General features: G+C 45.4%; 11 protein-coding genes. 4 read left to right on the top strand and 7 right to left on the bottom strand.

The window, feature by feature from the left end; all coding sequences use genetic code 11:
- Positions 1-63: 63 nt before the first annotated feature.
- The gene (locus ACMHKJ_RS11285) at positions 64-762 is read right to left on the bottom strand and encodes a pirin family protein (RefSeq protein ID WP_413493991.1); all 699 of its coding nucleotides are present in this window, start codon (positions 760-762) and stop codon (positions 64-66) included.
- Positions 763-870: 108 nt separating this feature from the next.
- On the opposite strand from ACMHKJ_RS11285, the gene ACMHKJ_RS11280 reads away from it, so the two are divergent.
- On the top strand, positions 871-1,767 hold the full coding sequence (locus ACMHKJ_RS11280; protein ID WP_413494230.1) for a LysR family transcriptional regulator: 897 nt from the start codon (positions 871-873) through the stop codon (positions 1,765-1,767).
- A gap of 144 nt (positions 1,768-1,911) precedes the next feature.
- Positions 1,912-2,622, top strand: coding sequence for a glycosyltransferase family 25 protein (locus tag ACMHKJ_RS11275; RefSeq protein ID WP_413493988.1), 711 nt, complete (start codon positions 1,912-1,914; stop codon positions 2,620-2,622).
- A gap of 144 nt (positions 2,623-2,766) precedes the next feature.
- Here the strand turns inward: ACMHKJ_RS11275 and ACMHKJ_RS11270 are convergent, their stop codons facing one another.
- From ACMHKJ_RS11270 to ACMHKJ_RS11250, 5 genes are all read right to left on the bottom strand, one after another.
- The gene (locus ACMHKJ_RS11270; RefSeq protein ID WP_067425354.1) at positions 2,767-3,153 is read right to left on the bottom strand and encodes a DoxX family protein; all 387 of its coding nucleotides are present in this window, start codon (positions 3,151-3,153) and stop codon (positions 2,767-2,769) included.
- Between the two features lie 187 nt (positions 3,154-3,340).
- A complete protein-coding gene (locus tag ACMHKJ_RS11265; protein WP_413493987.1) occupies positions 3,341-3,646 on the bottom strand; it encodes a YqjK-like family protein in 306 nt (101 codons plus the stop codon).
- On the bottom strand, positions 3,639-4,052 hold the full coding sequence (locus ACMHKJ_RS11260) for a phage holin family protein (protein ID WP_413493985.1): 414 nt from the start codon (positions 4,050-4,052) through the stop codon (positions 3,639-3,641). The genes ACMHKJ_RS11265 and ACMHKJ_RS11260 overlap by 8 nt, the downstream gene beginning before the upstream one ends.
- Before the next feature lie 3 nt (positions 4,053-4,055).
- Positions 4,056-4,358: an ElaB/YgaM/YqjD family protein gene (locus ACMHKJ_RS11255; protein ID WP_413483424.1), complete on the bottom strand. Its 303-nt coding sequence runs from the start codon at positions 4,356-4,358 to the stop codon at positions 4,056-4,058.
- 320 nt (positions 4,359-4,678) lie between these two features.
- Complete coding sequence (locus ACMHKJ_RS11250; RefSeq protein ID WP_067367061.1) at positions 4,679-5,362, bottom strand: DedA family protein; 684 nt, start codon at positions 5,360-5,362, stop codon at positions 4,679-4,681.
- 956 nt (positions 5,363-6,318) lie between these two features.
- On the opposite strand from ACMHKJ_RS11250, the gene ACMHKJ_RS11245 reads away from it, so the two are divergent.
- Both ACMHKJ_RS11245 and ACMHKJ_RS11240 read left to right on the top strand, forming a co-directional pair.
- On the top strand, positions 6,319-8,028 hold the full coding sequence (locus ACMHKJ_RS11245) for a pyridoxal phosphate-dependent decarboxylase family protein (protein WP_413493983.1): 1,710 nt from the start codon (positions 6,319-6,321) through the stop codon (positions 8,026-8,028).
- 376 nt (positions 8,029-8,404) lie between these two features.
- On the top strand, positions 8,405-9,721 hold the full coding sequence (locus tag ACMHKJ_RS11240; RefSeq protein WP_413493982.1) for a sodium-dependent transporter: 1,317 nt from the start codon (positions 8,405-8,407) through the stop codon (positions 9,719-9,721).
- A gap of 63 nt (positions 9,722-9,784) precedes the next feature.
- Here ACMHKJ_RS11240 and ACMHKJ_RS11235 read toward each other — a convergent pair whose 3' ends face one another.
- Positions 9,785-12,229, bottom strand: a complete 2,445-nt coding sequence (locus ACMHKJ_RS11235; RefSeq protein ID WP_413493981.1) for an autotransporter outer membrane beta-barrel domain-containing protein — start codon at positions 12,227-12,229, stop codon at positions 9,785-9,787.
- Between the last annotated feature and the right edge of the window lie 5 nt (positions 12,230-12,234).

Raw genomic sequence — 12,234 nt, 5'->3', positions numbered from 1 at the left:
CTGACGCGGGGTTTTTTCGTTTCAGCCGGACTGAATCAGAAATACAGAATCAGAAATACCACGTCAGGCAATGATATCAATCAGCAGCGCCCTGCAATCTGTCCGTGCGTTAAACGTGATTTCCCGGCTCTCCTGAATAAAGGCGCCATCACCACACTCAACTATTTCCTGCTTCTGCCCGTCACCGGCAACAACACATCCGTGTATTGACTGATAAAATGCACGCCTGCCATACAGAGGTAAGGTGAATGAATCGCCGGCCCGAATATTCAGATGAGAGATCCGGATCCCCTGCTGTAAATCAATACTGCCGTTTTCACCATCCGGTGAGGCAATCAGCTGCACCGGAGCAGATGTCAGCGTGAGCGACTGTGAACCTCCGCGTGGCGAGCCCGGAACGGCACGCAGCCAGATCTGAATACGTGTCAGCGGCGACTCCCCGCAGGGATTGGTTTCGGTATAACTGATGCCCTTGCGGGGGGAGAAGAACCTGCACTCATCCTGTTTATTTTCAAGATACAGCCTGTCATTGTCACGAATATCGTGTTTCCCTCTCAGGATCAGGTTTACAATATCCACATCAGGATAGGATTTGGGCTGGAATCCGGCACCGGGTGCCAGAACTTCCTGATTCAGCGCTTTCAGCGGACCATATCCCAGAAATTCCGGATCAAAATAGTGCCCGAAAGAGAAGGCATATTTTGCCTGCAACCAGCCATAATCTGCGGAGCCGGCTTGTTTTGCGGTTCGGTGTATAATCATGATGGTCTGCCTGCTGAGAAAAATATACTGAAATAATAAAGGGCTGGACGCGGAATTGTTAGCCAGTTAATCTGGTGGCGACATTCAAATTTTCTGATTGAGATAATGATGAGTAAAGACAAAGCGTTAACGCTGGAATCATTGCGCGTGATGGATGCTATCGACCGCCGCGGCAGTTTTGCCGCAGCAGCAGATGAGCTTGGGCGGGTGCCATCCGCCCTGAGCTATACCATGCAGAAACTGGAAGAAGAGTTGGATGTTGTATTATTTGATCGCTCCGGACACCGGACAAAATTTACCAATGTCGGGCGGATGCTGCTGGAGCGCGGGCGTTTGCTTCTGGAAGCCGCTGAGAAGCTGACCAGTGATGCAGAAGCGCTTGCCCGTGGCTGGGAGCCGCATCTGACTATTGCCTGCGAAGCGCTGATACCGGTGGCGTCCCTGTTTCCGCTGGTGGAAAAACTGGCACTGAAATCCACCACACAACTGACGCTGGCAACCGAAGTCCTTGCCGGCTCCTGGGAGCGGCTGGAAGCCGGACGGGCAGATATCGTGATTGCGCCGGATATGCATTTCCGGTCGTCTTCTGAAATTAATTCCCGCCCGCTCTATTCAGTGGTGAATGTCTATGTGGCGGCACCGAATCACCCTATTCACCGTGAGCCTGAGCCATTATCTGAGACAACACGGGTAAAGTACCGTGGTATAGCGGTAGCAGATAGTGCCCGTGAGCGCCCGGTGCTGACCGTTTTACTGCTGGATAAACAGCAGCGTCTGACGGTCAGTTCTATTGATGATAAACACCGCGCATTACTGGCGGGGCTGGGTGTGGCAAGTATGCCGTATCCGCTGGTGGAAAAAGATATTCAGGAAGGCCGCCTGAAAGTGGTCGGGTCGGAATACAGTCATGAAACGAATGTGATAATGGCATGGCGGCGTGACAGCATGGGTGAGGCGAAAGCCTGGTGTTTGCGTGAAATTCCGAAACTGTTTATCAATAAATAAATCTGATAATAAAAAATAAGCCAAATGAATAACCTGTCGGATAATTCCCGGCGGGTTTTTATTTTTATATTAAGACAGCCCCGGATTGACAAAAAAATAATATTTAGCATTATTAATGTATATATCCCCGATGCAGGAGGCTGTGTGGATCTTAACCGGTTTATGTCAGATGAAAATTTCACATTGGATCATGATCTTTTTGAAAAAATAATTTATATAAATTTAAAAAACAGAACAGATCGTAATAAAAAAATTCTGGCTAAATTAACTGAAATGGAAATTCCGTATGACAAAATTATTCGCTTTGAGGCAATAGAAACAGATTTGGGATATATCGGTTGTGCGCAGTCTCATGCAGCGGTCATGAATATGGTGATTGAAAATGGCTGGGGAACGGTATTGGTTATTGAAGATGATACGGGTTTTTATACCGATCCTGAGCATATCAAACAAGCCAATACATTTTTATCCCGTCTGAAAGAAAAAGAGTGGGATGTAGCCCTTCTGGGTGGAAACTATTTTTGTGTTTATTATCATGAGCCTGAATATTCTCTTTTTAACCTTATGATGTCATTTTGTGCCAATGCCTATATTGTAAATCAGCATTATGCTGAAAAGATGCTGACTATATTTAATGAGTCTGTTTATCTTATCAGTGAAACGGGTGTACCTGATGAATCAAAAGGAATTGATGTACATTGGTGTAATTTTATGAAAAATGATCACTGGTATGGTTTATATCCGTGTATTGCTTATCAGGCAAAAGGAATAAGTAATATAAGAAAGGGATATACTGACTATGAGTATTTGTTTAATAAACCATTATCAGAGTTTGAGTTTCATGATAAAGAATAACTTACAGCGTTACTCATACTAAAAAAAAAGTATCCGCCATCAGGCGGATACTTCAGGTGTTTTATAATTTTACTATTTTACTATTTTACTATTTTACTATTTTACTATTTTACTATTTTGCTGTGTGGCTTTGCCTGAATGTAATTACCATTTCTTTTTTAATAAATGATCAATACTGAATTTACCGGGGCCGGTGACAGCCAGCAGGAGAAAACCACCTGCAATAGTAAAGTTTTTCATAAACATTAACTGGTTAGCGCCTTCTGCAAAATTAGTGTGGAACAGCAGAGCGGTCAGCACAGTAAACCCGAAAGTGAAGACAGCGGTTGTCCGGGTTAAGAAACCAAACAAGATTGCCAGCCCGCCGCCCAGTTCCAGCAGAATAGTCAGTGGCAGCAGCGCTCCGGGAACACCCATTGCCTGCATATACTGCTGAGTTCCGGCATAAGCATCACCTAATTTTCCGTATCCGGCTACAATAAATAAAACAGGCATCATGATACGTGCGATTAAAATAGCGTAATTGTTCATTGAGAGATCCTTATTAGCTCAACAATATTGAATTTATAAATCTGCGGACAGAGTCACTTATTCTTCATTTAAATGGCACGATATGCCAATACGTTTTGTTGGACTAATAGTAATTGCGAATGAGAAGGATTGTTAGCAAGAATTCTTCATGAACAAATTCAAATTTTTTGATTTTGAAAGAAAGAGGTTAACTGTGTAGTTTATTGCGGGGGAAATTGGATTGTATGGTACGTATCACGCCCCATAACCCAATGGCGCGTTGTCCCCAGCGATACAGTTTCTTCGGATGGCGTACGGAAAATACAGAGATCAGACTAAGACCGGCTACCACCAGCGGACGAAATTGCACTACTGTTTGCCAGGTTCTGTCCAGTGATTCTGTTTTTTCCAGCCAATGTTCTGTAGTCTGTGATAAATCGCTGCGTTGTACAGCGATGGTATCAATCAGTGCCTGCTTGCGCAGTGCCCGTTCAGCGCGGATCTGTTTATTCATGGTGTTGCTCCTGCTGTTTTTTTTCCAGCAGTTGCTTATCAATCGCCAGTTGTTCGCGGGTCGCGCTCAGCAGCGATGATTTACGGGCTTTGCGGACAGCGGACAGTGCAAAAATCAGCGCGCCTCCCAGCAAGACTACCGTCGTGACAGCCAGCGCGGTCAGGCGATAGACGGGATCAACCGCCCACATGACCAGGATAAGCAGGCTCATCAGCCCGAAAGCGGTCAGAAGCAGTGCAACGCCGGCCAGTAAAATCAGCTGGATAACGTTAGCTTTTTCCTCTTCAAGCTCCGTGGCAATGAGCCTGATGCGGGTTTCAGCCATGCTGACCACAATAGTGGCGATGCGCGTCAGTGTATCGAGGAGCCCTTTACCGGGCCCCTGCGGACGTTCAGACTCAGCCATAACTCAGCGACGGGTCAGTAAAACGCCTAACACGACACCCACAGCAGCGCCGATCCCGACACCTGTCCATGGATTTTCCTTCACATAGTTATCCGCACGACCGGCTATCTCTTTGGTTTGTTGGATAACCTGTTCTTTACCTTCAGTCAGACGTGCCCGTGAATTCTGTAACGCGGCCTGTGCTTTTTTCTTCAGTGAATCAAGCTCTTCTTTCGATTTATTTTCTGCATTACCTAACACAGATTCCAGGGTGTCAGCCAATGATTTCAGTTCGGCGCGTAACTCTTCATTTGAATGATGTGACATAGGAACTCCTTGTGATTATATAACCAGTATTTTAAGAGCAATTAAGGTCTGATGATAGTGTATTTTCCGGCGTTGTCCTGCACATTTCAGGCGGTAGGTGATTAATTCAGAATAAACTGCGGGGAAATGAAAGGCTGCGGGATGATATTCCCCGGTCTGTTGCTGAAACTGCGTATACCGGGAAAGGATATACCCGACGTCATTTAAGTTGCAGGCAGGTGGCAAGGGAAGATAGACGGGGAGCATACATCAGTATGTGACCCGGCTATCTGAATGCAGCCAACGAACCTGCGGTTTGAATGAATAAGGGTATTAAAGGCTTATTGCGGGGTGATATCCGTATCTGTATTTTTTGTCCGCTTGCGTCTCCAGACAACCCACAGACTGGCAATTAACCCGCAGACTAACAGGACAACCGGGATAATCATCAGAATATTCATCAGATAATGCTCATACTTGCGGAAAAGCGGGCTGATACCCAGGCAATACCCGAGCGAGGTTAAAATGCCGACCCAGAGAAAACCACTCAGCCAGTTAAAAAACTGGAAACGACGGGAACTCAGACCCGCGATCCCCGCCAGCATCGGCAGCAATGTACGGATAAAGGCAAGAAAGCGGCCGACTAACAGCGCAGCAAGACCATGACGGTGAAATAATCCGTGTGCGCGCTGGTGATAATGAGGCGGCAAATGTGACAGCCAGCCTTGCACCATACGCGTATTACTGAGCCAGCGCCCCTGCAGATACCCGACCCAGCAACCCAGGCTGGCACCGGCGGTAAGAACAATCAATGTCGTCGGAAAATCCAGCGTATCTTTTGCGATTAATACCCCGACCAGGATAAGCAGGCTGTCACCGGGTAAGAAGGCAGCAGGAAGCAGTCCATTTTCCAGAAAAAGGATGGCGAACAGCATAATATAGATAGCCCATAACAGAGATGGGTTTGACAGGGTCACATAATCCTGATGCCAAAGTGCAAAAAAGAGTTGCTGCATTGTTTCCATCAAGTATTCCTAAAACTGAAGTAGGCCTATTTCGTCGATCGGGTGTTTTCAGGTAAAGAACCACACGCACCGGTCATGATGTTTGCGGCAGATAACCCCTGATATACGTGTTGCAAAGCAAGGTCACTCTAACAAATTAGGGGTAACGGAGACAGTGAATTTTTTCCGGATAACGTAAGATGATATTAAGGTGAAATTTTTATTTTTCAGATTATATCTGTTGTTAAATCAATAAGTTCTGCAATAAAAGTGCCGTTTTTAATCAAAGTTGCTGTTAATGAAAGACTTTTCCGGGGCTATTGCATTTAAATCATCTGTTTTAATGGCCGGTATAATTGGCTGTCAGGAACGTCATGGATATATAACAATTGAGTAAAAAATAATCACAAAAAAATTCATTTTTTATTTTAATTATAAAAATCATGATGTTATTTAATTATTTGTCACTGAGGCGGCAAAAGAGCTAAATCGGCAATCATTAACAGAATTGGAGATATATTATTTTTCCGGACATATTTGATGTTATGTCAGGATCAGTACTCTGATTATTATTCACAAACCGGCAAAATACCGTGGTTATGCAGAATAAATCAGGTAATAACTACAGTGAATTAATGAAATTAAATTATCAATAATCGTAGCTAAATCGCTCTGCCATGTGAATGATTTGTATTTTTCATCTTTTTTCAGAATATTACTCTGGGTTTTATGGTATTTTTTAAATTTAAAAACCAGATTTATTGTTTTTTTCAGGGCAATGAATTGTGATCGTTGCGTCATAATTCAAAAATCATTAAAGTTAATTACATTGCCGTATTCACTTCAACAGACTGAATTTAATAATTTATTTTCTTATTTGTTGTGATATTGATTATTTGCTTATCATTTAAAATGCAACTAATTTGGCGCAAAATGGTGGTATTACTCTTGTGTAATTTACTATTTTGGAGCTAATTGTGGATCAATCAGAACGCATCACGTCCGCTTCTGCGAATGTGCTCAATAACGAGTTTGAAGTTAAATATCAAAATGTCATCAGCGATTTCTTTAGCCGGGATCCCGGCAAATGGCCAATTCTTAATCATCCGCAAATTCAGACTATTACTGGATTCAGGAAAACCACACAGGCGGATGTTCAGCAAATAGGCCGCTATCCGAAGGGCGCCGAATTATTTTCCCGGCTGGCAGATGACTCACATATTCGTCAGAACGTTATCCGTCCGGGAGAAGGGCAGGATGATTTACTGGTATTTGCATCAGCGCTGTGTAAAAACTGGGAAAATCCGCTTGCGGTTGAGAATGTAATTGCTATGCCATCGGATCCGGCAATCTATGGCTCAATGCTCGGGTTACTGGGAAATCCGAATATGGTGTACTGCGAATATTCAGGTGTGGCAGATACCATGGAAAAAACCGTGGTCAGAAAAATAGCGAATCTGATTGGTTATGATGCGGACAAAGCCTCCGGTTTATTCACCCAGGGCGGGACTATGTGTAATCTGTACGGGTATCTTTTCGGGATACGTAAGTCACTTAAACAGTCCAAACATCTGGGGATGTCTGTTGATCAGGATTTCCGCATTATCAATTCGCAGGGCGGGCACTATTCTAATATTACTAATCTGTCATTACTGGGTGTGGATATTCAAAATAAAACTATCCGCATTCGTGTTGCATCAGATAACACGATTGACCTTTCTGATCTTGAGCAGCAAATCCGCGCTTGTTATACGGTTCACTGTAAAGTCCCGGTTATTCTGCTGACTGCCGGCACAACAGATACCTTTGGTGTCGATGAGATTAAACAGGTTCATGACCTGCGTAACCGCTTATGTGAAGAATTTGAAATTACGGATAAGCCGCATATTCATGTGGATGCCGCGGTTGGCTGGCCGATTATCTTCTTTATTGATTATGATTTTGCGACGAACCCGCTGGCTATTAATGATGCCACTCTGACCGGGCTTCGCCATAACGTAGAGAAATTTAAACAGCTTAAATATGCCGATTCTATTACGATCGACTTCCACAAATGGGGATATGTGCCTTATACCTCAAGCCTCGTGATGGTTCGTGATGGTGATGATTTCAAAGCGCTGGAAAACGATCCGGAAAACTTTACCTATTTTGAGCACTCGCTGGAAGGGCAGACGCACCTGCAATCCACTATCGAATGCAGCCGCAGTGGTGTCGGGATCTTCGGCGCGTACGCCGGGTTGCACTATCTGGGTGTTGAAGGATATCAGACGATTATTGCGCACTGTCTGCAGAATGCAAATTATCTGCGCAACCATTTATTATCAATGGGAAATGCCTGCGTTATGGTGCCGGAAAATCAGGGGCCGAGCGTCGGGTTCCGTCTCTATTCACCAAAACTGGTGACGGATCCACAGGCTATGTTTGCGCATGAACTGACCTGCGCCAGTGACAAAACGGCCTATGACATGATGGCGCGTAACAGTCACTGGCATCGTGATCTGTTCCTTAAACGCGGCAAATCCGGTCTGTATACTAACTGGGTGGATTCAATTGCCTGCTCAACCTATGCAGAACACAACCGGTTTGCCTATATTCCGGGAGAGAAAGCGGTATTTATGAACCCGGTAACACAGCGCCATCATATTGATGCTTTTGTCGATATGCTCAGAGCCATGAGTGCCGAATAAATTATTATAGTTTTTAAATTTATTTTTGTGATATAAAAGAAAAAGAGCGTCATACGACGGTGCGGATATGCCCACTGTTGTGTGGTGCAATTAAAACTGATTTTAACGATGAAGAGTTAAACCATGAACGCAATCATTAACCACCTGCTAAGCCTTAACCTACTACTCCGTTAGGTGGCTGCGTTTGTTCGTTTTTCTTCACAAGCCACCAGCAAGGTGGCTTTTTTGTATGTGTAACCTGCTGGTGGAACTGTTTTTTTAAGGGAGTTCCTATGATGTTTGGTTATACGGCAAGGATTATTAGCAGCACTATTTCACCGCAGAATGATTGTTCTGCCGCCGCCTCAGTCACTCAGATGACACCGAAGGAGGCCGCATGAGTCAGCAATGGACATCCCGCTTCGGGCATATTTTAGCCGCTGCCGGCTCTGCTATCGGCATCGGTGCCATCTGGAAATTCTCTTATGTTGCCGCATCTAACGGCGGTGGCGCCTTTCTGATCGTTTTTTTGTTATTCAGCTTTGTTATTGGTCTTGCTGTCTTGCTGGCTGAAAATATTTTAGGCAGCAGCACGCGTGCCGAAGCTGTTAATGCATTTAAACAAATGATGGGACGCCACTGGGCATGGATTGGCGTTATCGGGGTATTCAGTTCATGGTGTATTTACAGCTTTTACAGTGTGGTCGGGGGCTGGACCATTGGTTATACGGTGATGGCAGCGACCGGCGAACTGAATATTACTGACAGCGCAGAGCTGACCGGTATATTCACCCGCTTTATCAGTAATCCCTGGTGGCCGGTTATTGCTCATCTCACCTTTGCCGGTCTGACCTGTTTTGTGGTGCTGGCGGGTGTACAGCGCGGGCTGGAGAAATCCGTTAAGATAATGATGCCGCTGTTATTTATCATCATGATTGCATTGATTATCATTGGTATCAGTTTGCCGGGTTCGTCTGCCGGACTTAAATTGTTCTTGTATCCTGATTTCAGCAAACTGACCGGAAAAGGCGTATTGGATGCGCTGGGGCTGGCTTTCTTCTCGCTTTCAATAGGGCTGGGTATTCATATTACCTACAGCGCCTATTTACCTGATAATAAAGGTATTGCGAACTCAAGTATGTGGGTGGTCATCCTCTCCTGCATGGTGTGCGTACTGGCGGGGCTGATGATTTTCCCTGCATTGTCTGCCGCCGGTCTGGCTCCGGATGCGGGTCCCGGTCTGACCTTTATGACGATGCCGGTTTATTTCGCCCACTTACCCGGTGGCGCAGTTCTGGCGGTCACTTTCTTTGTTTTATTATTGATGGCGGCACTGACTTCCGCAATTTCATTGCTGGAGCATATTGTGGCGTATGTTCAGATGCGTTTTCAGTGGACGCGCCGCAGGGCGGGTCTGGTGGTAACGGCGTCGATTATGCTGATGGGGATCCCGGTGTCGTTATCATTCGGACCACTGAGCGATGTCACTCTCGGCGGAAAAACGGTGTTTGATCTGCTGGATTACCTGACATCGAACATCCTGATGCCGCTGTTTGGTATTGCGGTCTGTCTGATTTTCGGCTGGTCACGTAAGGCAAATGCCCTGATCCCTGACAATATTACCGGTCTGAAACGTCAGAGTTTATTGTTGGTATGGCGCTATGTGGGGCCGATTTGTATTGGTGTTATCCTGGTACATGGTCTGATTGGCTGACAGAAGAGTAATAACACGGCAGGAATATCTCCCTGCCGCTTTGGATTTGACAGAACCGGTGTATCAGAACTGGTAATTTACACCGATTAAACCACTGTAAGGTGTTTCCTGTTTACTGCTTTTTGCGTAGTTAAATTCGCCGTAAACAGCCCATTTATCATTGAGTTTTGCATCAATACCAATACCGTATTTTCCTGTGGTACCGGACATGTCATTTGTCCGTTTGGTTTCTTTATTAAGCTCAACCTCACCGTTTTTGGCAAACTCATGGTTAACCGCCACGCGGATATAAGGTTTGATCTGCGCGCCGTTTTCCAGTGTGAAATTTTTACCTAAAGTTGCACCCAGTTCACCGCTGAACGATTTGGCAGCATCCGCTTTGATTCTCATACTATTACTGTAGCGGTAATCCGCACCCTGTCCCCGGAAGGCGGACACCATAGCGTAAGGTTCGATAAAGTAATCGTCTTTTTCAAAGTATTTACCGGCTTCAACGGAGAAACCAACTCCGTTTGTATTACTGTCCGCCGATGTTTTTCCGTCATTGAAACGGGCATCATAAGTGCTGCGGAAATGGTTGGCTTTCACCACAGCATCCACATAAATCCCGGAATTATGGCGGAAGGTTGAATAAACGCCCAGACTGTAACTGTCTATTTTACCGTCATTTTTAGCCATGTCGAGTGAGGAATGACTGTAACCGGCGAGTATCCCTGTCCAGAGTTTACCGCTTTCAAACTCTGTCATTTTATCACCCCCGGCGACGATACCATTCATATCGTGGCGGTAAGCAACCTCATTATTATTAATGTGATGACGGGCAGTCGTAGCTTTTGACCAAACCCCGAGATTAACCTGCGGATCATTACGCAACTCACCCAGGCGGGCGCGCAATGTACTTAATTCACCTTTCCAGACAGTCGGAATGGCGTTGGCAATCATCAGGGCGGTTTTCGCCGGGTCAGTAATTTCAGGGAGAACCGGTTTTACCGGTACTTCCGGATCAACAGGTTTGGTTTCTTTCACCGGGGAAAGATACCATTCATCCGCCGTATTTTTATCCTGAACCAGATAGTATTTGTAAGCCCCTAAATCAACACTTTTATTGGTCAGGGCAAAAGTATCATTCTGACTGCCAACTGCATGGATCAGATGATAACGGTACGGGTCCGATGTATTGCTGACCAGCGCGTTACCTGAATCCATCACTCGGACGCCATGACTACCGCTGACTGAGTCAGTGATATTCAGGAAATCACCTTTGCCGTCAGCGAGACCGATGTTCATCACAAATAATCCGTTACCGCTGAGCTCACTGATATTTAACTGACTATAGCGGCTGGTATTATTTCCGGTCATATCACCGAATACCGTTACACCGTTGTTGGTCAGTTTATTGATAGTCACTATTGACTCAGGAGATGCTGCATTCTGACTTATGTATATGAATGAATTATCATTCTTCAGATTAACCTGCTCAGCGTATGCACCTTTACTGAGAACACCGTTCAGAGTGTGATCACTGCCTGCGCCCAGAATCAGAGAACCATTCTCAACAGTCAGTGTACCCAGTGAATATGCTCCGTCATCCAGCGTACTGCGCCCGCCATTTTTAATAGTGGTATTTTCGGTACTGCCGTATGCCTGTACATGCTGAGAACCACCATCGACAAGAGTTGCTGCTGCTTTTGCATATTTTTCAACAAACTGAATACCGTCTTTATAAATAGTGGCATTTTCTGCCTTACCGTTCAGCCCGGCTGTTTGTGTGCCGCCTGCCATAACTTGTGTATTTTTAGCGGTCGGTTTATCGCCCCAGGTTTCGTCAGGATCATTATCCGGAACCCATTGTCCGTTTTCCCAGTCACCGCTGTGGTTTGTGATGATTTGCTCACCATAAATCACCGTATCTTCCGCAGTACCTGATTTGATTCTTTGGGTACCACCGTCATAAATAGTGGTATTTTTGGCGCCGGTTTTGTCATTGACATAAACCATCTGGTAGCCGCCGTCATATATGTAGTTATTCAGCGCCAGTCCTGATACTGCCTGGTAACTTCCGGCTCCGGTAATATAGTTATCAATGGCAGTCCCGGCGTCTATCGTATAGGTGCCGCCATTACGGATAATGGTATTTTTTACAATGGCGTCATTTGCACCTATTGGTATGTAAAGTTCACCACCGTCGATCAGGTTATTTTCAGCATAGGCATTGTAGCTGACCGTCAGTTTCCCGTTGGTTTTCACCAGCGTGTTATACGCCTGTACTTTTTCTTTATCTGATGCCGTCCGTAACTCCATAACACCCCATGCATCAACCGTGGTGTTATAGGACTTTGTTCCGTTATGCAGTTGCAGGTTCCCGGTATTGTTTTTATCAATACCTTTGAGCGTAATATTTATCACGCTGCTGTCATCAAACGCGGTTCCGCGGTATGAGTCGCCCAACCGGAAAGAGGCGTGGTTGAGGGTTGTGCCGATAAGGTGGGTATCGTCGGTGAAATTCACTGTTG

The organism is Morganella psychrotolerans (assembly GCF_965118875.1).
Classification (GTDB): domain Bacteria; phylum Pseudomonadota; class Gammaproteobacteria; order Enterobacterales; family Enterobacteriaceae; genus Morganella; species Morganella psychrotolerans_C.
This window is presented reverse-complemented; position numbering and strand designations above follow the sequence as displayed.